The 25522-nt window shown below is 30.8% G+C and carries 23 protein-coding genes and 1 tRNA gene; 15 read left to right on the forward strand and 9 right to left on the reverse strand.

Annotation, left to right across the window (positions count from 1 at the left end):
* Positions 1-17: 17 nt before the first annotated feature.
* Both gltX and LOS86_RS00210 read left to right on the forward strand, forming a co-directional pair.
* The gene (gene gltX, locus LOS86_RS00205; RefSeq protein ID WP_231842659.1) at positions 18-1514 is read left to right on the forward strand and encodes a glutamate--tRNA ligase; all 1497 of its coding nucleotides are present in this window, start codon (positions 18-20) and stop codon (positions 1512-1514) included.
* A gap of 122 nt (positions 1515-1636) precedes the next feature.
* Entirely contained in the window at positions 1637-2614 is a 978-nt protein-coding gene (locus tag LOS86_RS00210) for an SPFH domain-containing protein (protein ID WP_231842660.1), read from the forward strand.
* 427 nt (positions 2615-3041) lie between these two features.
* On the opposite strand, the gene LOS86_RS00215 is transcribed toward LOS86_RS00210, so the two are convergent.
* The gene (locus LOS86_RS00215; RefSeq protein ID WP_231842661.1) at positions 3042-4736 is read right to left on the reverse strand and encodes a glutamine--tRNA ligase/YqeY domain fusion protein; all 1695 of its coding nucleotides are present in this window, start codon (positions 4734-4736) and stop codon (positions 3042-3044) included.
* A gap of 111 nt (positions 4737-4847) precedes the next feature.
* Here LOS86_RS00215 and folB point away from each other — a divergent pair, with 111 nt between their 5' ends.
* Complete coding sequence (gene folB, locus LOS86_RS00220) at positions 4848-5207, forward strand: dihydroneopterin aldolase (RefSeq protein ID WP_231842662.1); 360 nt, start codon at positions 4848-4850, stop codon at positions 5205-5207.
* A gap of 72 nt (positions 5208-5279) precedes the next feature.
* On the opposite strand, the gene LOS86_RS00225 is transcribed toward folB, so the two are convergent.
* On the reverse strand, positions 5280-7199 hold the full coding sequence (locus LOS86_RS00225) for an LTA synthase family protein (protein WP_231842663.1): 1920 nt from the start codon (positions 7197-7199) through the stop codon (positions 5280-5282).
* A gap of 123 nt (positions 7200-7322) precedes the next feature.
* On the opposite strand from LOS86_RS00225, the gene LOS86_RS00230 reads away from it, so the two are divergent.
* Positions 7323-7393 (forward strand) — tRNA-Cys (locus LOS86_RS00230).
* 197 nt (positions 7394-7590) lie between these two features.
* Here the strand turns inward: LOS86_RS00230 and LOS86_RS00235 are convergent.
* The 4 genes from LOS86_RS00235 to rnr all read right to left on the reverse strand — a co-directional run bounded on the left by LOS86_RS00235 (position 7591) and on the right by rnr (position 12314).
* The gene (locus LOS86_RS00235) at positions 7591-8220 is read right to left on the reverse strand and encodes a GldM family protein (RefSeq protein ID WP_231842664.1); all 630 of its coding nucleotides are present in this window, start codon (positions 8218-8220) and stop codon (positions 7591-7593) included.
* A gap of 53 nt (positions 8221-8273) precedes the next feature.
* On the reverse strand, positions 8274-8969 hold the full coding sequence (locus tag LOS86_RS00240) for a LysE family translocator (protein ID WP_231842665.1): 696 nt from the start codon (positions 8967-8969) through the stop codon (positions 8274-8276).
* 109 nt (positions 8970-9078) lie between these two features.
* The gene (locus LOS86_RS00245; protein ID WP_231842666.1) at positions 9079-9753 is read right to left on the reverse strand and encodes a head GIN domain-containing protein; all 675 of its coding nucleotides are present in this window, start codon (positions 9751-9753) and stop codon (positions 9079-9081) included.
* Between the two features lie 383 nt (positions 9754-10136).
* The gene (gene rnr, locus LOS86_RS00250; RefSeq protein ID WP_231842667.1) at positions 10137-12314 is read right to left on the reverse strand and encodes a ribonuclease R; all 2178 of its coding nucleotides are present in this window, start codon (positions 12312-12314) and stop codon (positions 10137-10139) included.
* A gap of 123 nt (positions 12315-12437) precedes the next feature.
* On the opposite strand from rnr, the gene LOS86_RS00255 reads away from it, so the two are divergent.
* From LOS86_RS00255 to LOS86_RS00270, 4 genes are all read left to right on the forward strand, one after another.
* Positions 12438-12671: a hypothetical protein gene (locus LOS86_RS00255; RefSeq protein ID WP_231842668.1), complete on the forward strand. Its 234-nt coding sequence runs from the start codon at positions 12438-12440 to the stop codon at positions 12669-12671.
* Between the two features lie 44 nt (positions 12672-12715).
* Positions 12716-12955, forward strand: a complete 240-nt coding sequence (locus LOS86_RS00260) for a DUF2007 domain-containing protein (RefSeq protein WP_231835682.1) — start codon at positions 12716-12718, stop codon at positions 12953-12955.
* Between the two features lie 622 nt (positions 12956-13577).
* Positions 13578-14009, forward strand: a complete 432-nt coding sequence (gene rpiB / locus LOS86_RS00265) for a ribose 5-phosphate isomerase B (protein ID WP_231842669.1) — start codon at positions 13578-13580, stop codon at positions 14007-14009.
* A 24-nt stretch (positions 14010-14033) separates the two neighbouring features.
* Complete coding sequence (locus tag LOS86_RS00270) at positions 14034-14867, forward strand: NAD(P)H-hydrate dehydratase (RefSeq protein ID WP_231842670.1); 834 nt, start codon at positions 14034-14036, stop codon at positions 14865-14867.
* Here the strand turns inward: LOS86_RS00270 and LOS86_RS00275 are convergent.
* A complete protein-coding gene (locus tag LOS86_RS00275) occupies positions 14832-15107 on the reverse strand; it encodes a DUF1294 domain-containing protein (protein ID WP_231842671.1) in 276 nt (91 codons plus the stop codon). The genes LOS86_RS00270 and LOS86_RS00275 overlap by 36 nt on opposite strands.
* 103 nt (positions 15108-15210) lie before the next feature.
* Between LOS86_RS00275 and LOS86_RS00280 the strand changes: the two genes are divergently transcribed.
* Complete coding sequence (locus tag LOS86_RS00280) at positions 15211-17349, forward strand: Tex family protein (RefSeq protein WP_231842672.1); 2139 nt, start codon at positions 15211-15213, stop codon at positions 17347-17349.
* Positions 17350-17386: 37 nt separating this feature from the next.
* On the opposite strand, the gene LOS86_RS00285 is transcribed toward LOS86_RS00280, so the two are convergent.
* A complete protein-coding gene (locus LOS86_RS00285) occupies positions 17387-18352 on the reverse strand; it encodes a hypothetical protein (protein ID WP_231842673.1) in 966 nt (321 codons plus the stop codon).
* 119 nt (positions 18353-18471) lie between these two features.
* Entirely contained in the window at positions 18472-18678 is a 207-nt protein-coding gene (gene tatA, locus LOS86_RS00290; RefSeq protein WP_231842674.1) for a twin-arginine translocase TatA/TatE family subunit, read from the reverse strand.
* A 131-nt stretch (positions 18679-18809) separates the two neighbouring features.
* Here tatA and LOS86_RS00295 point away from each other — a divergent pair, with 131 nt between their 5' ends.
* Genes LOS86_RS00295 through LOS86_RS00320 form a run of 6 tightly spaced genes read left to right on the forward strand, consistent with a single transcriptional unit; the run spans position 18810 to position 25516 of the window.
* Positions 18810-19682: a murein hydrolase activator EnvC family protein gene (locus tag LOS86_RS00295; protein WP_231842675.1), complete on the forward strand. Its 873-nt coding sequence runs from the start codon at positions 18810-18812 to the stop codon at positions 19680-19682.
* Position 19683: 1 nt separating this feature from the next.
* Positions 19684-21174: a GH3 auxin-responsive promoter family protein gene (locus tag LOS86_RS00300; RefSeq protein ID WP_231842676.1), complete on the forward strand. Its 1491-nt coding sequence runs from the start codon at positions 19684-19686 to the stop codon at positions 21172-21174.
* Positions 21175-21176: 2 nt separating this feature from the next.
* On the forward strand, positions 21177-22067 hold the full coding sequence (locus tag LOS86_RS00305) for a carboxypeptidase-like regulatory domain-containing protein (protein WP_231842677.1): 891 nt from the start codon (positions 21177-21179) through the stop codon (positions 22065-22067).
* Positions 22067-22966, forward strand: a complete 900-nt coding sequence (locus LOS86_RS00310; RefSeq protein WP_231842678.1) for a carboxypeptidase-like regulatory domain-containing protein — start codon at positions 22067-22069, stop codon at positions 22964-22966. The genes LOS86_RS00305 and LOS86_RS00310 overlap by 1 nt, the downstream gene beginning before the upstream one ends.
* On the forward strand, positions 22966-23781 hold the full coding sequence (locus tag LOS86_RS00315; RefSeq protein ID WP_231842679.1) for a carboxypeptidase-like regulatory domain-containing protein: 816 nt from the start codon (positions 22966-22968) through the stop codon (positions 23779-23781). The genes LOS86_RS00310 and LOS86_RS00315 overlap by 1 nt, the downstream gene beginning before the upstream one ends.
* Positions 23782-23824: 43 nt before the next feature.
* A complete protein-coding gene (locus LOS86_RS00320; RefSeq protein WP_231842680.1) occupies positions 23825-25516 on the forward strand; it encodes a DUF6909 family protein in 1692 nt (563 codons plus the stop codon).
* Positions 25517-25522: the final 6 nt, after the last annotated feature.

Raw genomic sequence — 25522 nt, forward strand, 5'->3', positions numbered from 1 at the left:
CCACAAAATTTAATGAAATGTCAGTAAGAGTAAGATTTGCACCAAGTCCAACAGGACCTTTGCATATTGGTGGTGTTCGAACCGCTTTATTCAATTATTTATTTGCCAAAAAACATGGTGGTACTTTCTATTTACGTATTGAAGATACCGATCAAACTCGTTTTGTTCCTGGAGCCGAAGCGTATATTTTTGAAGCTTTAGAATGGTTAGGAATTGCTCCTGATGAAACGGTAGAAAAGAATGAAAAGTTTGGACCTTATCGTCAAAGCGAACGTAAAGCGATGTACCAACAATATGCAGACCAACTGATTAATTCGGGTTGGGCATATTATGCTTTTGATACGGCTGAGAGTTTAGATGCGATGCGTAAAGAAGCTGAAGCGAATGGAAAAACATTCATTTACAATCATTCGGTAAGAGAGCAATTGGATAACTCGTTGACGGTTTCACGTGAAAAAGTGGAAGAAAGAATTGCAAATGGTGAGCATTATGTTATCCGTTTTAAAACACCTGTGAATGAAATTTTAGAATTAAAAGATATTATTCGTGGCGATATTAAATTTGATACAAATTTATTAGATGATAAAGTATTGTTCAAATCAGATGGTATGCCAACGTATCATTTAGCAAATATTGTGGATGACCATTTAATGGAGACTTCACATGTAATTCGTGGTGAAGAATGGTTGCCAAGTTTACCTTTACATCATTTATTATACAAAGCTTTTGGTTGGAACGCTCCAGAATTTGCGCATTTACCATTGATTTTAAAACCAATTGGAAACGGAAAATTATCAAAACGTGATGGTGATAAAATGGGATTCCCAGTATTTCCTTTAGAATGGAAAACAGAAGAAGGCGTTTCTTCAGGCTATAGAGAAAACGGATTTTTCCCTGAAGCTGTTATCAACTTTTTAGCATTATTAGGTTGGAATGACGGAACGGAGCAAGAGATTTTCTCATTAGAAGAATTGGTAGAAAAATTTGATTTGAACCGAATTCACAAAGCAGGAGCGAAGTTTGATCCTGAGAAAAACAAATGGTTCAATCATCAGTATTTACAAAAACAAAGCGATGCAAGTTTAGCAGAAAGCTTTAAAACTATCCTAGATAAAAAAGGAATCACGACTTCGCTTGATTTGACAAAAATAGTATCGATGATTAAAGAAAGAGCTAATTTCGTAACCGAATTTTGGGATTTAGCTGATTATTTCTTTGAAGCGCCAACATCTTATGATGAAAAAGCAGCTAAAAACTGGAAAGAAGATACACCAGGTTTAATGCAACAAGTGATTTCGGAATTAGAAAAGATAGAAGATTTTACATCAGTTAACATCGAAACCTTATTAAAAGAATGGATGGCAGCTAACGAAATAGGAATGGGGAAAGTAATGCAACCGTTACGATTGAGTTTAGTTGGAGCTTTAAAAGGCCCACATTTATTCGATATTATTGAAATGATAGGAAAAGCCGAAACGGTGAAAAGAATCGAAAAAGCGATTGCTAGTTTATAAGCATTTCCACTTTCAAAATAAACCGCAGATTAGTGATAAAAACTAATTCTGCGGTTTTTTTATGATTAATGTAACTTTTTACTTATATAAGCGTATAACTACAATAACAAAAACTACAAACTATGGACTTTATTTTATTCCCATTTATTTTTATTGGATTAATCATTTTTTTATCATCATTTTTTACTGTGAAACAACAAACGGTTGTTGTTGTAGAACGATTTGGAAAATTTCAAAGCTTAAGAAATTCTGGTTTACAACTTAAAATTCCGGTTGTTGATAGAATTGCAGGACGTGTTAATTTAAGAATTCAACAATTAGATGTAATCATTGAAACTAAAACTAAAGATAACGTATTCGTTAAAATGAAAGTTTCGGTTCAGTTTAAAGTATTACAAGAAAAAGCATACGAAGCTTTTTATAAATTAGAGTATCCACACGATCAAATTACGTCTTATGTATTTGACGTAGTACGTGCTGAAGTTCCAAAATTAAAATTAGACGACGTTTTTGAAAGAAAAGATGATATTGCAATTGCGGTAAAACGTGAGTTAAACGAAGCGATGACAACTTATGGTTACGATATTATCAATACTTTAATTACTGATATTGACCCAGATATTCAAGTTAAAAATGCGATGAACCGAATTAACGCGGCTGACCGTGAAAAAACAGCTGCAGAATATGAAGCAGAAGCTGGAAGAATCAGAATTGTAGCTAAAGCTAAAGCTGAAGCAGAAAGTAAAAGACTTCAAGGTCAAGGTATTGCAGACCAAAGAAGAGAAATTGCTCGTGGATTAGTTGAATCTGTTGATGTTTTAAATAGAGTAGGTATTAACTCTCAAGAAGCATCTGCTCTTATCGTAGTTACACAACATTATGATACATTACAAGCAATTGGTGCTGATACAAACAGTAATTTAATATTATTACCAAATTCACCACAAGCAGGTAGTGACATGTTGAACAACATGGTAGCAAGTTTTACAGCAAGTAACCAAGTGGGTGAAGCCATGAAAAATGCATCTAAAAATAAAAAAGCGAATAAGAAAAATTCAACCGATGAAAATTTCGGAATCGAAGATTCGGAAGAAGTATAATTAAATTATCAGAATAAATTTTAAAACCATCAATTTTTAATTGGTGGTTTTTTTATGCTTACTTGTTAAAAAAGAATCCTGACAGGTTTTTGAAACCTGTTAGGATTAAAAACAAGCGATTTTTTAGCCAAAATCGAAATAAAGCGATTTCTGACACTTTCAATAGTAAAGATGTGAAAACAGTTTACCTAAAAAAGTTTTTTTCTTACAATTAATTTATGAAAGTCACTTTTTTAAGCTTTTATTTATTAAAAAATAAATTTTAATAGTTTTTATTAATGATAATAAAAATAGATTAAAAATATAAATATAATTGGTTTTAATAATATAAATAAAATGAAAATAAAAAAACCTGCAAAGAAAATTTTGCAGGTTTAAATTATTAAAAAAATCGACTTAGATCGATTTGACAAAAATTCTGAAATTTTTATTGTTCTGAAATTTTTGCCCAAGTATCTCTTAGACCAACAGTTTTGTTGAAAACTAATTTTCCTCCCGAAGCTTCGGGATTTGAATCTCTATCTACACAAAAATATCCTAAACGTTGGAATTGGAAATGATCTAATTCTTTTGATGTTACCAAACTTGGTTCTACATAGCCAGTAATTACTTTTAATGAATTTGGATTGATGTATTCTTTAAAATCAACTTCTTTGTCTTTATCTGGACTTTCGTTGGTGAATAATCTATCATAAATTCGAACTTCCGCTTCTTTTGCATGAGCAATTGAAACCCAGTGAATGGTGCCTTTTACTTTTCTTTGACTCGCTTCTGTTCCGCTGCCAGATTTTGAATCCACGTCATAAGTAGCGTGAATTTCGGTAATATTTCCATTTTCGTCTTTTACAACTGATTCTCCTTTAATGATATACGCATTTTTCAAACGCACTTCAGTTCCTAAAGTTAAACGGAAAAATTTCTTGTGGGCTTCTTCTTGAAAATCTTCTCTTTCAATATATAATTCTTTAGAAAACGGCACTTTTCTGTAAGTCATTACTTCTTCTTCCGGATTGTTTTCAGCATCTAACCACTCTTCTTGACCATCAGGATAATTCGTAATTACTAATTTCACAGGATCTAAAACTGCCATTACACGAGGTGCAATTTTGTTCAAATCTTCACGAACGCAGAACTCTAAAAGTGATACATCAATCAAATTATCACGTTTTGCAATTCCGATAGTTTTAGCAAAATTTCGGATAGATGCCGGAGTAAAACCACGTCTTCTCATTCCAGAAATGGTTGACATTCTTGGGTCATCCCAACCCGTAACATGCTTTTCTTCAACTAATTGCAATAATTTACGTTTCGAAACAACCGTATGCGATAAATTTCTACGAGCAAACTCTCTTTGTTTTGGTCGTACTTTTGAAGTATCGTATAAATTATCTAAAAACCAATCATACAATTCACGATGAGGCAAAAATTCTAACGTACACAACGAATGTGAAATTTGTTCTAAATAATCACTTTCTCCATGTGCCCAATCATACATTGGATAAATACACCAATCGTTTCCAGTTCTATGGTGATGAGCATGCATAATTCGGTACATAATTGGATCACGCATCAACATATTTGGAGAAGCCATATCTATTTTTGCACGTAAAACATAGCTTCCATTAGGAAATTCTCCTTTTCTCATTCTTTCGAATAAATCTAAATTTTCTTCTACAGAACGATCTCTATTTGGACTATTCGTTCCAGGTTGCGTTGGCGTTCCTTTTTGTTTTGCCATCTCTTCAGACGACTGATTATCCACGTAAGCTTTTCCTTTTTGGATTAAAACTACCGCCCAATCATACAATTGTTGGAAATAATCAGAAGCATAACATTCTTTGTCCCATTTAAAACCTAACCATTCTACATCGCGCTTGATAGCATCTACATATTCTTGCTCTTCTTTAGATGGATTGGTATCGTCGAAACGAAGGTTAACTGGAGCATTGTAATCAATTCCTAAACCAAAATTTAAACAAATAGCACTTGCATGACCTACATGCAAATATCCATTTGGTTCTGGTGGAAAACGAAAACGTAATTTATCTGCTGACAAACCATTTTTTAAATCTTCTTCAATGATTTGTTCTATAAAATTCAATGATTTTTCTTCTGTTGACATTGTTTTTTTTACTTTTGACAAAGATAAAAAAAGTTTATGGTTTATGGTTTATGGTTGAACCAAGTTTTCAAAACAATAAACAATAATCTACAAACAATAAACAAGCTTGTTATGGGAACAATAAAATTAAATAATATAAGAACCTTTTCGTACCACGGATGCTTAGCAGAAGAAGCAAAAATTGGTTCAGATTACCGCGTAGATTTAGAAATAAAAACCGATTTACGAAAATCAGCTCAAACAGATGATTTAGCAGATACTGTTGATTATGTTCATTTAAATAAAATTGTGGTTGAAGAAATGGCAATTCGATCAAAATTATTAGAACATGTTGCACAACGTATTATTGTTCGCACTTTTTCAGAAATTCCATCTGTTTCTCGAATAAAATTAGCGGTTTCTAAATTAAATCCGCCAATAGGTGGCGATGTAGAAGCGGTTACGATTGAAATGGAAGAGTTTAGAAATTAAAAAAAAAGAATCGGAATTAACATCCGATTCTTTTTTTTAGGTAATGAAACGAGCTCCATTTAACTTAAAATTTTAGTCGATATTATAAACTCTTTTCTTGTATAAATTACTTGATGCTACAATATGAGCAAGTGCATCTTTAGCTAATTCTTCATCTAAAGCAACTGGAATTAACTCGGTATCACTTTTAACTTTAAACTGTAATGGTTTTGCATTCGGATTTAAGATAACAATATCATCATCCACTCTAAATGCATAGGTTTCATGGAATAACATAATAGTTCTTCCTTTCGTTCCTTTAGGTAATTTTAATAAATTTCTTCCCACCATAGGTGTTTTTGTAGTAATTCCTGATAAGGCTAAAACTGTTGAAGGAATATCCATTTGACTTGCTAAATTATCATAAGTCTTTCCTTTTTCAACATTTGGAGCAATGATTAAAGCTGGAATATGGAATTTATTTACCGGAACTAAATTTTTACCATACGTTCTGGTGTTGTGATCGGCAATAACTACAAAAATAGTATTCTTAAAATAGGACTCTTTCTTGGCTAATTCGAAAAATTTACCAATTGAAAAATCAGCATATTTCATAGCGTTGTGAACAGAATTTTTTTGTTGTTCATAAAGTTGAATTCGTCCATCAGGAAATTCAAATGGCTCGTGATTTGAAGTAGAAAACATCAAAGAAAAGAAAGGTTTATTCCCTAAACTTTTGAAATATTCATTGGCTTTAACCACTAAATCTTCATCAGAATAACCCCAAGTTCCTTTCAAGGCATATTTTTTTCCATCTTTATCAAAATCCGTTTCATCGATAATGTTTTTAAATCCGTTTCCATTGAAAAAAGACGCCATATTATCAAAATTTGCCATTCCGCCATAAATAAAACTGGTGTCGTAATTTTGACGACCAAAAGCATCTGCAAGAGTAAAAAAACCTTGTTGGGAACCACTTAATTTTACAATACTTTCCGATGGATTAGGTAAAAATCCAGCCGTAACTTGCTCAATTCCTCTTACACTTCGAGTTCCGGTACAATACAAATTAGTAAACAATAATCCTTCTTTTGATAATTTATCTAATTCAGGGGTTAAGGGTAAACCATTTAAACAACCTACATATTCAGCACCTAAACTTTCTTGTAAAAAGATGACTACATTATATTTTGGTTGTGTAGTATCTGGTTTTTGAAGATGTAAAAACGGAACTTCGCTTGGAATAAATTCGGTAACATCCATGTATTTTTTTACACGAGAATACGCTTCTAATTCATCCATTTTACCGTACTTTTTAACATCCCCTTCATGTTTCATTGCGTAAGCAGCAAAAGCAACAGTATAAAGCGAATTTAATCCTAATGAATTCGTCATTTGATCTGAACAAAATATAGCATTACTTCCGTTAATAGGACGTTTTGAAGTTAAACTTCCTCGAGCACCCCAAAACAAGAAAAATGCAACAAAAAGAAACAAAAGTAATTTGGTTTTATAGTTACTTTCTTGAGGATAAAATAATTTTTTACCGTGCTTAAAAGCTAAGAATAATGCAATTCCAAGTAAGATAGTAGTAATAATTAAGGAAGGTAAATAACTTTTTATAAGTGTTCCTACTACTTCTTTAGGGTAAATTAGATAATCTAAAAACAAACGATTTGGACGTGTATCGTATTGATTAATGAAATCTAATGTAGATAATTCCATTAAAAGAAATAAGAAAAGGAAAAATATAAAGTAAAAGTTTAAAAACTTTTTAAAATAATGTAAGACAGAATCGGGTAACAGAGATATTAAAACGGCTGGTAAAAAAGCTAAATAACAAATAAGAATTAAATCGAAACGAAGTCCGATTAAGAAAATAGATCCATAATCTTCGTTTTCAACAACACGTTCTTTAAAAACCAAAAAAAGGAAAATTCTACTTAAGGTTGTAATACATAAACCGATTACGAAAAAACTAAATATAGGTTTTAAATAACGTAAATTCTTCATAATTAATTAACTATTTGTTTTGCACAAAATTAAACTTAAAAACTCAATATTTGTACTTAATAAATGCTTAATATTTTTGGAAAAGAGGAAATAAAATGTAAATTTGCAGTCCGTTCAACTAATGGCGTCGTGGCCGAGCGGCTAGGCAGCGGTCTGCAAAACCGTCTACCCCGGTTCGAATCCGGGCGATGCCTCTAAACCTTCAAGGAAACTTGGAGGTTTTTTTTATGAAAAAAAACTTAATAAAGAAATTCCGTTCCGAAGCTTAGGAAGATGCCTCTAAAGAGTTACTAGAAATAGTAGCTCTTTTTTTGTTTTAATTTTTAGAAAAAATTAATTAAAGATATTCCGGGCGATGCCTCAAAAACCTTCTGAGAAATTAGGAGGTTTTTTATTTAATAATTTTAAAGACAATTGGCGAAGACTTAAAACATCCACTTATGCCAAAATTTTTGAATTTTATTTCTGAAATTAAAATTACATCTTTTTTTCTAGACTTTTTTAATAATTCATAAACTTCATTTGTAAAACTATTTCCAATAATTGTTAATGTTTTATAACCTGGGACTTTAATATTGAAACTCGTAACCTCAAAATCTATTGGAAATAAAAAATTTTCAATTTCAAAACCAATTTTTGCATTTACTAAATCTTCAATATAAAACACTAAATTACCATTATCTCTAAAATCATTTATAGTAAAATAATGCGGTCCAAATGGTAAAACTCTGAAAAGATGCTCCTCAACTTCTTTTGAACCATCAAAATTTTCTATTTCGACAAATACTATAGTCTCATTTCCAGAACCTGGACGAAGAACATAACTGCCATCCTCATTTTTTGAAACTCCTTTTCCTGAAATAACATACGATTTAGCATTATTTACTGCAATTGAAATAGGGTTTTCAACACCACGATACACCACGTTCATTTTATCTAAAGCAACTACACTTTTTGAAGCTGTAATAGTATCTTGAGGATAAATAGATATTGAAAATAAAAGGAATAAAATGTATTTCATAAGTTTAAAAAATAGACCTGAAACTAGTTCAGGATGACAAACAATTGAATATTTTACTCTGTAACCGAAGTATCAGGTAATAACTTATTGGTAATCATTTCTTTTTCTTTTGGGAAGAAACCTTGAAGAATAAAAAACAATCCGAAAATTAAAATTACTACACTAATTACACGTTTGATTTTGTAGATATTTACAGGTGTTAATCTGTGTTTTAATTGTTTTGCTAATAGAATTTTTGCTACATCAAAAGCTAAATAAAAGAATAAAATAGCAGCAAAAAAGATGGAAATTCGAGATGTATTCATTTCCATTTGTGGTCCGTAAGTAATGATAATCATCATCCAAAAACCTAACACTCCAATATTAATGAAATTCAATAAAAAACCCTTGAAGAATAAAGCGAAATAATTCTTTTTTGGAATAGTGTCTTCTTCTTGTTCGACTTCTTGTTGCTTTTGGAAATTTCGTTTAAGCATAATAAATGAAATTAATCCGTAGGCCAACATAATAATTCCGCCAATAATAAATAAAGTAGGATTATCTTTTAATTGTTCTAAAAGCTGATTGGTACTTAAATAGGCAATCAAAATAAAAATAATGTCACCAAAAACAATTCCTAAATCAAAAACAAAAGCTGCTCTAAAACCTTTTGTAATACTGGTTTCAAGTAAAACAAAAAAACCAGGACCAATTGAAAAAGCTAACAAAAGTCCCCAAGGAATTGCGGTAAGTATATCGTGTAAATGCAAGTTTTAGTCTCAGTCTCGGTTCTCAGTCGCAGTAGTGCAAACTAAAAATTGTTAATAGTACGAAATTACAAAAAAAACTGAAAACTGTCACTGAAAACTGTGACTAACTTTATTTCGCTTGTTCGATAGTTCCTCCAGCGATTTTCTTTTCGTTGATTTGTTTTGGTTTACCATAAATTTTAATTTGACCTCCAGCTCTTGTTTTAGCATCCACAAAATCAGTTGCATATACATTTGCCATTCCGCCAGCATTTACAGTAACTACAGTCTGTTGTGTTACACAATCTTCACCATCGTATTTTCCACCAGAATTGGATACAATATCTTGATTTTTTACCGTTCCTTTTGTAGTTACAATACTTCCTTGTGAAACACGAACTTGTAATCTATCCGACTGTAAATTAGTAAGTTTAATTTCAGAACCTTCTTTACAAATGATATCAAAATTAATGGCTGATATTTCATCTTTTGAAGCAACTCTACTTCCTTCATTTGCTTCAACTGCATCAATTTTTTTAAAATAAACCGTTGCTGAAACATCGTCACCACTTAACATTTTTGTTAAAAGCATTCTGATTTTTAATTCGCCATTTTTGTTTACTACTTCAACTTCTTGCGAATTTGCTCCTGTTAAAACTATTTTGTTTTCAGTTGAAGCCACCAAGTTGACATCAATTTTATCAAAAGCAGTTACTTTAGTAAAATCACCAACGCTTTTTTCGGTTTGGGCTATTCCAAATGAAAAGATGGAACCGATTATAAAGGTTAAAAATGTGTTTTTCATTGAATAAAAATTTTAAAAAAATATATTAAAATGAATATAAGCAAAACAACTTCAAAAAAATTTAAATTAAATTTATCTTTAATTAGTTGTTTTAAAATAAAATCTATAATAAAAAGAAATAAGCCAAGAGTAAAAATTATTATTGTAAAACCTCTAGCATATCCATGATAATCAGGCTCATTTATACTTGTTAAAAATATAAAACAAGATAATAAAACAAAGAAAACTCCAAATATTAAAAATATAGAAATATTACTTTTTACAAATTCAACTATCTTCATCTTATTATGAGATTTAGCTTCACTAAACTAACGTTTCTCCTAACGTCGAAATAATAATTTCGTACGTAACTAATCACTAATTACTTTTCACTAATCACTTAATTACTCTCTCTTTCTCAAATAATGAAAATCCAATTGTTTTTTCACTAAATCGGCATTTTTTACTTTAACGTATACTTCGTCACCTAATTGTATAATATTTTTAGAAACTTCACCTACTAATGCATATTGTTTGTCATCAAAGGTGTAATAATCATCTCTAATTTCTCTGATTCTAACCATTCCTTCGCATTTATTTTCGATGATTTCTACATAAATTCCCCATTCAGTTACACCAGAAATTACTCCTAAAAACTCTTGATCTTTATGGTCTTGCATGTATTTTACTTGCATGTATTTTACAGAATCGCGTTCGGCATTAGCCGCTAAACTTTCCATATTAGAAGAGTGCTGACATTTTTCTTCATACAAATCAGCATCAACACTTTTTCCACCATCTAAATAATGTTGTAACAAACGATGTGCCATCACATCAGGATAACGACGAATTGGCGATGTAAAATGACTGTAATAATCAAATGCTAATCCGTAGTGACCAATATTTTCTGTAGAATACGCTGCTTTACTCATACTTCGAATAGCTAAAGTATCCACTAAATTTTGTTCTTTTTTACCTTGAACTTCGTTTAATAAATTGTTTAACGAATTAGAAATATCCTTTTTTGATTTAAAATTGATTGAATATCCAAACTTAGAAATAACCGATTGTAGTCCGATTAATTTATCTTCATTTGGTTCATCATGAATACGATACACAAAGGTTTTCTTTTGTTTCCCAATGAATTCCGCTACTTTTCTATTCGCTAACAACATGAATTCTTCAATCAAATGATTGGCATCTTTACTTTGTTTGAAGTAAACACCAACCGGTTCTGCGTTTTCATTTAAATTAAATTTCACTTCTACTTTATCAAATGAAATTGCTCCAGCTGCCATTCTTTTTCTTCGAAGAATTTTAGCTAATTCATCCATTTTAAGAGTTGCATCAACAATCGGTTTTGGAACGATATATTCGCTTGCAGTTAATGAAATTTCAGCTGGAATTTTATCCGATTTTGTTTCTATAATACTTTGTGCTTCTTCATACGCAAAACGTTGGTCAGAATAAATTACTGTTCGTCCAAACCATGCATCTACAACTTCCGCTTTATTATTCAATTGAAAAACAGCTGAAAAGGTATATTTTTCTTCGTGAGGACGAAGCGAACAAGCAAAGTTAGATAATACTTCTGGAAGCATTGGAACAACTCTATCAACTAAATAAACCGAAGTTGCTCTTTTATACGCTTCATCATCTAAAATAGTTCCTTCTTGTACATAATGCGAAACATCAGCAATATGAACTCCGATTTCGTAATTTCCATTTTCTAAAACTTGAAATGATAAAGCATCATCAAAATCTTTAGCATCTTTTGGATCAATTGTAAACGTTAAAACATCACGCATATCGCGACGTTTAGCAATTTCTTCTTCGGTTATTGAAGTGTCCATTTTGTTTGCAAACGCTTCTACTTCAATTGGAAAATCATATGGTAAACCATATTCGGCTAATATGGCGTGAATTTCGGTGTTGTGTTCGCCTGGTTTTCCTAACACTTTTATAACAGAACCAAAAGGAGAATCGGCTTTTTTTGGCCAATCTTCCATTTTTACTAAAACAACATCACCGTGTTCCGCTTCACCTATTTTATTTTTTGGAATAAAAATATCGGTATACATTTTAGCATTAGCTGTAGTTACAAAAGCAAAGTTTTTTTGAATATCAATTACACCTACAAATTCAATTTTATCGCGTTCTAAAATCTCTAAAATTTCGGCTTCTGGTCTACGTGAGCTTCTTCTGTTGTAGATATAAGCTTTTACTTTATCTCCATCTAACGCATGATTTAAGTTGATAAACGGAATAAAAACATCGTCTTCTAATTCGTCACAAATAAAATAACCTGTTTTACGAGACGTCATATCAACTATACCTTCATAATATTCTGCTTTGGAAATTATTTGATATTTTCCAATTTCCGTTTCATGAATTTTATCTTGTGCTTTTAGAATTTTTAAATCTCGTATTATTTCATTGCGACTTTTAGTATCGCTTAACTCTAAAACTGCAGCTATTTGTTTGTAATTAAAAGATTTAGAAGGTTCTCTTGAAAGTATTTTAAATATTTGTGCGGTAAAATCTTTTGGTTTCTTTCCTAATTTTTTTGGTTTCTTACTCATTGTATCATTTTCAATTATTGCTGAAAGTTACGAAATTGTTATAAGTTATTGATGAAGGAGGCTCAGTTTTAATGAAAAAATAACTTTTCGTATATTTGTGAAATAACGAAAAATGTAAAAGATATGAATGATTTTGTAGTAGTTGCTATTTTCAACAACCAAAGAGAAACCATGAAAATTAGAAGTATTTTGGAACGAAAAAAAATTCCATATATAATTCAAGATGAAACGGTAGTATCAGTTGATCCATTACAAAGTATAGGTTTTGGAAACATTAGTTTAAAAATAGAAGAACAAAATATTGATAAGGTTAAAAATATCCTTATCGAAAATAAAAAAGAAAAATTTATTGTTTAATAAAAAGCTAGGGTTCTATAATCAAAAGAACCCTTTTTTATTTTATGGAAAACTTCATTACCATTGCCGTGTTTACTTACCAACACGAGACTTTAATTATTAAAAATTTATTAGAGCAAGAAGGAATTGCTTATTTTTTTGAAAACGAAACTATTGTAGGAATCGATCCTTTTGCCACAATTGCTTACGGCGGAATCAAATTAAAAGTGCATCCAAACGACGAAGCAACCGTAAAAGAAATTCTAAAAAAACTAAATGAAGACGATCATTTAAAAATTGTTTAATTTTTTAAAGTTGAAAGTTTTCAACATATATTAAAAACAACAAAAAATATTTTTAATTAAATTTAAATTTATGATGGTTATTATAGCGTGTTAATATGTGGAATAAGTTTTTTAAGAAATCCATTTTTATAAAGTTATCCTAAGTTATACAACGTAATTAACATTTTTAATTTTAATTAAATATTTGAAAATCTGATGCTTTTTATTTTTTATTTTTGAGTTATTAACTACTGTTGAAATACAGAATTTGAATTAAATTGTAAATAAGTTTACTTTTAATTTTATGTTAATAACCTGTGAATTTGTATTGATAATTTTTCAACAAAAAATAATAACTCTGCTTGATTTTTTCATTTCAATTTTTGATTACAAATTTTTTTAATACAACCTAAAAAAACTTCTAAATTTCTATCCAAAGTTGTTAACAATGAGTGTTAATTTAATATTAACTGATTTTCAACGATTTACATTTAGAAGTTAACAAAGTGTATTTTTAAGGTTAGTTTATTGTATAATTCTCTGATTTTAAAAGAAATAATTAAAAAAATATCAAAACCAGAATCATATTATTATTACTTCTTTTTCTTTAGTACTTTTGCATATACAAAACACACAACAACTTATGAAAATTTCAATTGGAAATGACCACGCTGGTCCAGATTATAAAAAAGCGATTGTTCAATATTTAGAAGAAAAAGGACATACGGTTTTTAATCATGGAACCGATACTTTTGATAGCGTAGATTATCCGGATTTTGGTCACCCAGTAGCCTACGATGTAGAAAGTAAAAAAGCCGATTTAGGAATAGTAATTTGTGGTTCAGGAAACGGAATTGCTATGACGGTTAACAAGCACCAAGATATTCGTGCCGCTTTATGTTGGACAAAAGAAATTGCTGCTTTAGCGCGTCAACATAATGATGCTAATATTATAAGTATTCCAGCTCGTTACACTTCTATTCAACAAGCTGTTGAAATGGTAGATACCTTTTTAAATACTCCATTTGAAGGCGGAAGACACGCTAATCGCGTGAAAAAAATCGCTTGTAAATAACCAATAATCTTAAAATCAATTCAAATGAAACTCATAAAATTAGATTTGAATTGTATTAAAAACATTTATAAAAAGCGACCATGTGATTCTCACAAAGGAACACTTGGTCATGCTTTGTTAATTGCAGGAAGCTCAGATAAAATGGGCGCAGCAATAATTGCTTCTAAAGCTTGTCTGCGTTCAGGTGTTGGGTTGTTAACTGTTGTATTTTCTCCAGAAAACAAAAATGTTCTTTTTAATTCGGTTCCCGAAGCTATGTATGCCAATTCTTGTGTGATGAACGATTTATCACCTTATCAAACCATTGGAATTGGTCCCGGAATTGGCGTTGATGAAATCAGTCTACAATACATTTACGAATTATACGAAAACAATCTTCCCGTTGTTTTTGATGCCGATGCATTGAATTTGATTGCAAAATATAAAATAGATTGGAAAAACTTTAATTTTCCATTTGTTTTAACGCCACATCCAAAAGAATTTGACCGATTATTTGGCGAACATGATTCTGAATCTGAAAGAAGAAATACAGCCATCCAAAAAGCTAAAGAATTAAATTGCGTCATTGTTTTAAAAGGACACAAAACGTTTATCACTAACGGAATTCACTCTTTTGAAAATACTACTGGAAATTCAGGTTTAGCAAAAGGTGGTTCAGGTGATGCATTAACCGGAATGATTACTTCATTTTTAGCACAAGGTTATACTACTTTAGAAGCTGTTAAATTAGGTGTTTATCTTCACGGATTAGCAGCTGATATTACACTTCAAACACAAAGCGAAGAAAGTATGTTAATAACAGATGTTATTGAAAATATAGGTTTAGCTTTTAAACATTTGAATACCGAAATACAATAAAACAACCTGAAGTATCACAATAGTGTAGAAACTCAAAATAAAAGAAAACTTATTGGTTTTGTGTTTGAAAAAATTCATTCCTAATAAACCTCCAATAGTTCCACCAATTCCAGCCAATAAAAGCAAATGGAATTCTGAAATGCGTTTTTTATTGTTTTTAGCTTGCCATTTATCGTAGCCAAATACTAAAAATGTTATAATATTAATAACAATACAAAAGTACATTAAGGCTTCATTCATTTTAATATATTTTTATAAAATTAAAAAATTGAATTAACGAATCAATTAAATACTTTGTAAACTTTGCGAAAACCTTTGCATCTTTGTGTTAAATAAAAATAAAATGACCCACATTCAATTCATTCAAAACCAAATCAACATTGCTCCAAAAAGCATTGAAGCTACTATAAAATTACTTTCTGAAGATTGTACGATTCCGTTTATTTCGCGTTACCGAAAAGATCAAACTGGAAATTTAGATGAGGTTCAAATCGAAGCTATTTCGAAATTAAACAAGCAATTTGATGAAATCATTAAGCGAAAAGAAAGCATTATAAAATCGATTGAAGAGCAAAATGCACTTTCGCCAGAATTGAAAGCTAAAATTGAAAATAGTTTTGATTTACAAGAATTGGAAGATTTCTATTTACCTTATAAAAAGAAGAAAAAAACCAAAGCTGATGTCGCTCGTGAAAATGGATTAGAACCGTTGGCAAAAATCATTATGAGTCAATCCCGAAGTGTCGGGACTGATGATATTGAGTTTTTAGCATCGAAATATTTGAATGCAAACGTTAAAAATGAAGACGAAGCCTTACAAGGCGCTCGCGATATCATTGCGGAATGGATTAACGAAAACATATTTATTCGTAAAAATTTACGTCGCTTATTCCAACGAAAAGCTGAAATCACAACTAAAGTCGTTAAAACTAAAAAAGATGACGAAGCGGCTCAAAAATTCTCCCAATATTTCGATTGGTCAGAACCGATTTCCAAAGCACCATCGCATCGTTTATTAGCTATGTTGCGAGCTGAAGCGGAAGGTTTTGTGAAATTAAATGTCGCAATCGAAAAAGAAGAAGCCTTAAATTTTATCGAAGAAAATATTATCAAAAATAAAAATTCGGATGCAACCGAACATTTAGAATTAGCGATAAAAGACAGCTACAAACGTTTGTTGGAACCAGCAATTTCAAACGAAACCTTGCAAGAAGCAAAAGCAAAAGCCGACATAAAAGCGATTGATGTGTTTTCCGAAAATTTACGTCAGTTACTATTAGCACCACCATTAGGCGAAAAACGAATTTTAGCTATCGACCCTGGTTATAGAACTGGTTGTAAAGTAGTGTGTTTAGATGAAAAAGGAGATTTATTAAATAACGAAACCATTTATCCACATGCACCACAAAACGATACCGCTATGGCGATGAAAAAAATTCGTTCCATGGTGAATGCGTACAATATTGAAGCCATTTCTATTGGAAATGGAACAGCTTCTCGTGAAACGGAGTTTTTTATCAAAAAAATTGCTTTTGATAAACCGGTTCAAGTTTTTGTGGTTTCGGAAGCGGGAGCATCGGTATATTCTGCGAGTAAAATTGCGAGAGAAGAATTTCCAAATTACGATGTAACCGTTCGTGGTTCTGTTTCGATTGGAAGAAGACTTTCTGACCCATTGGCAGAATTGGTAAAAATTGATCCAAAATCTATCGGTGTTGGACAATATCAGCACGATGTAGATCAAACTAAGTTACAATCAGCATTAGATAGCACGGTGATGAGTTGCGTGAATTCTGTTGGGATTAACATCAATACTGCTAGTAAATCATTATTGAGTTATGTTTCAGGAATTGGTGAAAAAATGGCGGAAAATATTGTGGCTTATCGTTCAGAGAACGGGCCTTTTGAAGATAGAAAGCAACTGAAAAAAGTGCCACGTTTGGGAGAAAAAGCTTATCAACAAGCCGCAGCTTTCATTAGAATTCGCGATGGGAAAAATCCATTGGATAATTCAGCTGTTCACCCTGAAGCGTATCCTATTGTGGAAAAAATGGCAAAAGATTTAGGCATCAAAACCAATGAATTAATCGCTAATAAAGAAAAAATCGCTCAAATAAAACCTGAAAATTATATCACAACTGAAATAGGGATTTTAACTTTAAAAGATATTCTAAAAGAGTTAGAAAAACCAGGTTTAGATCCAAGAAAAGCAGCAAAAATTTTCGAATTCGATCCAAATGTTCGCTCTATTTCTGATTTAAAAACCGGCATGATTTTACCAGGAATTGTGAATAATATTACGGCTTTTGGATGTTTTGTAGATTTAGGTATCAAAGAAAGTGGTTTGGTGCACATTTCGCAATTGAAAGAAGGCTATGTTTCGGATGTAAACGAAGTGGTAAAAATGCACCAACACGTGCAAGTAAAAGTCGTTGAGGTGGACGAAGCAAGAAAACGCATTCAGTTGACGATGATTTTGTAAATCATAATACAACGAATTTTTCAAAAATTTATTTATTTTAATTTACTAGAATTGAAGTAAACTCACCATCTGCACCACTAATTTGAATTGAATTCGTGTTATTAATATCTAAATAAAAATTTACAGTTGATGAATCCTCAATACTAATTATATAACTATTATTATTAACAATTTTAAAATCTATTATTCCCATTCCATTATAAAAAAATGAAGCAGGATTATTGTTCGTATAAAAATTTAAACTATCATTAAAATATATATTATTATTATATCCATTTAAATTTCTAACATACTCAACATTTGATAAATAGGTAGCAATATCTGTTGTTAAGTTTTTATAGTATCCTTGATAATTTGAGCCTGTCAAGGAGCTATCTTTTGTTCCATAAAGGTATACATCATTATTTATCTTACTCAATCCATATATTCCACAATAATATGTTTCATCATTAAATATTCCATTTTTGAAGTAACCTCTTCCTAAGCTGCTTTGAGCAGTAACATATATATCATTGTTAGAAACTACTATTGAATTAGCACTACCATTGTCATTGTGACTTAAAGTAGTTTTCACTCCATTTTTCCAAAAACAAACTTCTTTAGTAGTATAATTTCCAATACTACCACAGAAATAAACATCATTTCCTTCAACAAACATGTCATTTATTTGTAAAAAGGGTTCATTATTGGGATTTAATAAAGAATTTAAATCAATTAATATTCCATTTTTCCAATATAAAGTATTAAGATATCCAGTTCCTTGACCTAAAACATACACATCTAAACCTGAAACCATAATTTTTTGAGCAACCCCATTAGTTAGCCCACCATTATCAAGTAATACTAATTGTGTGTTTTTCCAATAACACGGATTGTTGTTATATTTTCCTGTGACATAAACATCAACTACTGAAGAGTTTGCCAAATTAGAATCATAATCATTATTCTTATCACAACTAAATAATGCAGTAATAGCTAAAATTAAAAAACCAAAATTTTTCATGAGAATGTTTTTATATTTTAAAGATGATGAAATGATAATTTGGTTGCGTTCTATAAAAAAAATCCCAAATTCCTTTTGAAATAACTGGAATTTGGGATTTTAAATATTGAAAAGAAAAATTATTCTTTTTCTTTAGTTTCTTCTTCTTTTTTAGAGTTTTTAGGCTCATCGTCTTTCATGGCGTTTTTAAATTCTTTAACACCTCCACCAAGACCTTTCATTAATTCTGGAATTTTTTTACCTCCAAATAATAATAAAACAATTGCTATGATTAAAATTGCTTGTGGAACTCCTACAATTCCTAAAGATATAGTTAATGCATTCATTTTTTCTATGATTTAAAGCACAAAGATATAAAGAAATTAACAAATGATTATTTTTTAACGATTAATTATACTATTAGAAATTAGAAACCCGTTGTATTTAGTATATTTGTGTAATTAATAGAACTAATAAGATGGCTAATAAAAGGCTAAAAAGACAACTTTTATTAAGAAAATTATTCAATAAGAGAAGGTTAGTTATTCTAAACGAGGACACTTTTGAAGAAACTTTTTCATTAAAATTAAATTTAATGAACGTCTTTGTTGTGGGGACATTAGGAGCAATAATAATCATTTTTGTTACCACCTATATTATTGCTTTTACGCCACTTCGCGAATATATTCCAGGTTATGCTTCTTCTAAATTAAAGCAGGAAGCAATGGATATGGCTATAAAATCAGATTCTTTAGAAAAGTCGGTAAAAATCAATAATGCTTATATTGCTTCTATCAAAAAAGTACTTACAGGTGATTTAGAATATGCCAAATTAAATAAAGATTCTATTAAAGCCTTAGATGCTGCAGATTTAGATTTATCAGGACTTACCGCAACTGAAAAAGAAGAAGAATTAAGAGATCAAGTTATAAAAGAAGATAAGTACAATGTTTTTGAATCTTCTAAACCAAAGGTTAGTTTTGTGTTATTTCCTCCAGCACAAGGAGCTATTTTACAAAAATATAATGTTGCTAATAAACATTTAGCAGTGAAAATTGCATTAACCAATAACACTCCAATTAAAGCCGTTGCAACAGGAACTATTATTTTTTCTGATTGGACTCCTAGTTCGGGTTATGTGGTGATTGTACGCCATAAAGATGATATTTTATCTGTTTATAAAAACGCGGCTTCAGTAACAAAAACTCAAGGAAATATAGTAAAATCTGGAGAAGTAATCGCTTTAGCTGGAAATACAAATTCCGTTCTTAATTCGGGTGCTACATTGCATTTTGAATTATGGAAAGATGGTTTCCCAATTGATCCAACGCAATTTATCAATTTCAATTAACATGTCAGTAAAAGCTTTTGCGGCTAAGTTATTTGCCAAAAGAATTCACGCCAAAACCCAAAAATGGGCTAATAATCCTATTGAAACCCAACAAAAAGTTTTTGAAGAATTAATCAGAGAAGCAACTCAAACTCAATTTGGAAAAGACCACGATTTTGATTCTATAAAATCCCATTCCGATTTTGTTCAAAAAGTTCCCGTTCGCGATTACGAAGGTTTGAAACATTATGTTGATAAAGTCGTAAAAGGCGAAGAAAATGTACTTTGGAAAGGAAAACCGCTTTATTTTGCTAAAACTTCAGGAACTACTTCGGGAGCTAAATACATTCCATTGACAAAAGAATCGATGCCCTTTCATATTCAAGCGGCTCGAAATGCTATTTTAAGTTACATTTATGAAACTGGAAAAGCGGATTTTGTATCTGGAAAAATGATTTTCTTACAAGGAAGTCCCATTTTAGAAGAAAAAAACGGAATTAAATTGGGAAGATTATCCGGAATTGTAGCGCATTTTGTTCCGAAATATTTGCAAAAAAACCGCATGCCAAGTTGGGAAACCAATTGTATCGAAGATTGGGAAACTAAAGTCAATGCGATTGTAGAGGAAACCATCAAGGAAAATATGTCTGTGATTTCTGGAATTCCGTCTTGGGTGCAAATGTATTTTGAGAAGTTAAAGGAAAAAGCAAACAAACCGGTTGGCGAAATCTTCAAAAACTTCAATTTGTTTATTTATGGTGGTGTCAATTATGAACCCTATAGAGCAAAATTTGAAAATTTAATCGGAAGAAAAGTTGATTCTATTGAATTGTTTCCCGCTTCAGAAGGATTTTTTGCCTACCAAGATTCACAAAAAGAAAAAGGCATGTTACTGTTATTGAATTCCGGAATTTTCTATGAATTCATTAAAGCCGACGAATTTTTCACTGAAAATCCAAAACGCTTTACAATTGGCGAAGTGGAATTAGGCGTTAATTACGTTTTAATAATTTCAACAAATGCCGGACTTTGGGCTTACAATATTGGCGATACGATTCAGTTTACGAGTTTAAAACCGTATCGAGTAATCGTTTCAGGAAGAATCAAACATTATATTTCCGCTTTTGGCGAACACGTTATCGGAAAAGAAGTGGAATCAGCACTAAAAGAAGCAATGGAAGGAACTGATGTTCGCGTAAATGAATTTACAGTTGCGCCACAAATCACACCAAATGAAGGATTGCCATATCACGAATGGTTCATCGAATTTGAAAATGAACCAACCAATTTAGAAGATTTTGCTTTAAAAATCGACGCTGCTATGCGCAAACAAAACGTGTATTATGACGATTTGATTGTTGGGAATGTACTGCGAACATTAGTCATCACAAAAGTTCCAAAAAACGGTTTCCAAGACTACATGAAATCAATAGGCAAATTAGGTGGACAAAATAAATTACCTAGATTAAGTAACGATAGAAAAATTGCACAGTTTTTTGAGATAAAAGAATAAAGATGAAAGAGAAAAGACTGATTTGGATTTTTTTGATTGTTGCACAGTTTGCGTTTTCACAAATTCGCGGCGTGGTCAAAGACAGTATTTCTGGCGAACCAATTTCGTATGTGAATATTTCGGTGGAGAATGAAACTGTTGGAACCACTTCGGAAGCAGATGGAAGTTTTTCATTGGATATAAAAGACGAGAAAGTATTGATTTTTTCTGCTTTGGGTTTTGAAACAAAGAAATTATCTTCTAAAAGCGAAGTAATTCTACTAAAACCAAAAGTTTTTGAGTTGAAGGAAGTGGTTATTGAACAACCAAAATTTAAAAAAGAAATTGAAATTGGAAATTTTAATAAACCTTTAGGCTATCATATTTCGGGAGATTTAGAATGGTCTAACGCAAAATTCTTTAAATATGAAACCACTTATGAACAAACAAAGTTTGTAAAAAAAATAAAAATTACAACTCGAAGTAAAGTTAATAATGCCAAATTTAAAATTAGAATTTTTAGTGTAAATAAGGAAGGTTCTCCTGAAGATGATTTACTTTATGAGGATATTATTGTAACGGTTAAAAAAGGAAAAAGGAAGAATATAATTGATATTTCAAATTTCAAATTAGTTTTCCCAGAAGAAGGTTTATTTATTGCTTATGAAGTTTTAAAAATTGAAAGCAATAAATATGAATTTAAATATACTGAAAACAAAAGTAAAAAATTAATCAAAAAAATATATTATGCACCTGATTTTGAATGCAATTTAGTTGAAGAACAAAACACATATCATAATAGATTTGGAAAATGGATTAAGTTACAAAGATGGCATAACAATGAAATAGGCTCAAAAGAAAAATACAATAATAAAGTTTTTGAACCGGCAATAAATCTTATACTAACAAATTAATGAAATCATTACTCTTTTTCTTTTTAACAATATCCCTTTCCGCACAAATTCGCGGCGTAGTAAAAGACAGTATTTCTAGCGAACCCATTCCGTTTGTGAATATTTGGGTGGAGAATGAAACGATTGGCACTACTTCTGAACCCAACGGTAGTTTTTCATTAGATATAAAAGAAGAAAAAGTCTTAGTTTTTTCGGCATTGGGGTATGAAGTAAAAAAAGCATCTTCAAGGACAGATATAATTTTATTGAAACCAAAAGTTTTTGAGTTGAAGGAAGTGGTTATTGAACAACCAAAATTTAAGAATGAAATTGAAGTAGGTAACTATGAAACAAGCGGTTTTAGAATTGGATTAGGAAATATAAATTCTGCGGTTTATTTTAAACCTTATGATGAAATGATAACACATCCATTTTTAAAAGAAATAAAATTTTTAACCAAATCAGATATTGATAATGCAAAAATTAGAATAAAAATTTTAAGTGTAAATACTGATAATTCTCCTGGAGAAAGCTTAATAGACGAAGAAATTATTGTCTCTGTAAAAAAAGGCAAAAGTAAAAATAAAGTTGATTTAACAGAGTACAGACTTAAGATTCCTTTAGTTGGGTTTTTTATTTCTTTTGAAAAATTACTTATCGAAGATAATAAGCATTATAGTGAATATACTTATAAAGATAATCAAGGGAATAAAGTAACACGTAAATCAATGTCAATTGAACCTGAATTATGTTTTATTCCTATTGAACATGATATTATTTGGCAATCAACAATAAACGGAAATTGGACAAAATCTAAAAAACACATTTTAAAAAATCCAAAGAGTTATGAAAATTTATTAATGAGAAAATATCATGATAAATATTTAGCTCCTTCTATGACTATAACTCTAACCAACTAATGAAATATCTCTTCTTTTTTTACTTACTATCTATTTCTCTTACAGCCCAAATCCGTGGCGTAGTTAAAGACAGTATTTCTGGCGAACCCATTCCGTTTGTGAATATTTGGGTGGAAAATGAAACGATTGGCACTATGTCAGATGCAGATGGAACGTTTTATTTAGAAGCTTCAAACCAAAAAAACATTGTAATTTCAGTATTAGGTTATGAAAGAAAAGTGCTTAAAGGAACCGAAGTATCGGAAGTGTTGTTAAGACCAATGACGTACGATTTAAGAGAAGTGGTTATATTGAATAAAAAACAGTCGAAACAAATTGAAATTGGTGAAATCAAAGATGCTATTTTTCAATCTTTTGATAACGGACCTAAAATCGAAGCAAAGTTTTTTCCTTATAAAGCTTCTTATAATAAAACAAAATTTTTAAAAGAAGTAACCATTTTTACAGATAGTAGAATTGAGGATGCCACTATAAAATTACATTTTTATAGCGTAGACGAAAACGGATTTCCTGGTGAAGAATTACTAACAAAAGACTTTGTTGTAACGCTAAAAAAAGGAGTTCTCAAACACCGTTATTCTATTTCGCAATTTGATTTGGTTTTTCCCGAAAACGGTATGTTTGTTGCATATGAGAAATTGTTGATAGAAAGCAATAAAACAGGCAACAAATATCAACCATATGTGCTTTATAATTATGTAGATAGAGATTTCTTTTATACGTATGCTTACGGAAAATGGAGCAAGCAATCAAGTGAAAATTCAGAAAAAATCAGCGTATATGAACCCTCAATAAACCTGATTTTAACGAACTAAAATAAAAAACACTACATTTGTAGGTTAGAAAATAAAAAAATTAATGAAAGACATTAAAAACATTTCGCGTTCTAGAGCGCAAGAGTCCTCAGCAGCTATTGAGCGACTGTACATTACCATGAGACATTTATTCAACAGAGGTTTCTATAAGCCAATGGGTGTTTCAGGGGAAACCTTAAGAGAAGCATTATTATCGCTTCGACCAGAAATTTACGGTTCTATAGCCGAAGAAAAAGTAGAACTAAACGGACTTTTATACGTAATTGAACGTTTACCAATTGGAATTGAAGAATGCCGTTACATCAATTTAACTTCAGATGAAGGCTATTCGAATTCGCATTTTAAAGCAATTGTTCCTCCAAAAAGAAGAAGAAATTGTTACCGTATAGATGACGAACAAATGAATGTGGAAATCACAAGAGGACGTTCGGATATTTATGATATTTTGACACATTTAACGTTCATCTTTATCGAATCGCACAAAATTAAAGACCGTGTTTTAATCGATGACGAAGGTTCAGTTTCAAGAGATTGGCAAAAATTAGAAATAGCGGTAAAACAAACTAAAAAATTAAGTCTAATTGACCGTGAAAAAGCAATTTCTCATGCGGCTAATGTCTTAGGAAGAACGTTTGCAGAAGTACAAGATATTTACGATGATTTTGCTACTGCCGAAGCTCCAGATCGATTCTTACACGTTGTGTATTGGTTAGGAAAATTAGCTATAGAAGAAGTTGTTGATAACAATAAAAGAACCATTACTTTTAGTCCCATTTTAAGAGAACGATTAGGTCATCACATTTATGGTGACATTTGGGCAACCACAATTAAAGAAGTATTACTTCAAAACGATTTAATTGATAGACCAATTCATATCATTAGTGCCAATATGCACAGTGTGATGAACTCATTATTTGCAGAACCAGTTTTAGGAAAAAAATACAAAAACACACCTGAATTTCAGATATTTGAGGATTTAAGTAGTTCGGCAAACAAAGAGTTACGCAAGAAAGTGGAAGATTTTGCGTTATCACAAGGAATGATTTCGTTGCCAGATGCATCAGGAACCAATATCGACGTTCAAATTTTTGATACTGCTAAAATTGATTTCAAGAAAACCATTTTTGCAGATGCAAAATTAGCCAAAGAAAAACCGGTTATTATTGTAATGGATTATGCCTTTGGAGAACAAGCTTTTGAGACAATTGATGAGTTATTGAAACCGTATAAAACAGAAAAGAAAAACAAAATATTCTTGAATCTTGAATCAGTTTCTATTATGGGTAAAGCTGGAATTTTAGAAGGAGGAAAAGGCGATATTATGATTCCGTGCGCACATGTAAACGAAGGAACAGCGGATAATTATCCTTTTGAAAATGAATTAACCAAAGAGATGTTTGAGGGGAACGGAATTCCTGTTTTTGCAGGTCCAATGATAACGGTTTTAGGTACATCGCTTCAAAACAGAGATTTATTGAAGTTTTTCCATGAATCAACTTGGCAAGCGATTGGTTTAGAAATGGAAGGCGCGTATTATCAAAAAGCGATTCAATCGGCTTCTAAAATTAGAAAAAGTATTAATCCAGATGTAAAAGTAAGATACGCTTATTATGCATCGGATAATCCATTAGAAACAGGAAGCACTCTAGCATCGGGAGGATTAGGAACAACCGGTGTAAAACCTACGTATTTGATTACGATTAAAATATTAGAACAAATCTTTAACGTAAAATAGGCATTA

This window comes from Flavobacterium cyclinae, assembly GCF_021172145.1.
Classification (GTDB): Bacteria; Bacteroidota; Bacteroidia; order Flavobacteriales; family Flavobacteriaceae; genus Flavobacterium; species Flavobacterium cyclinae.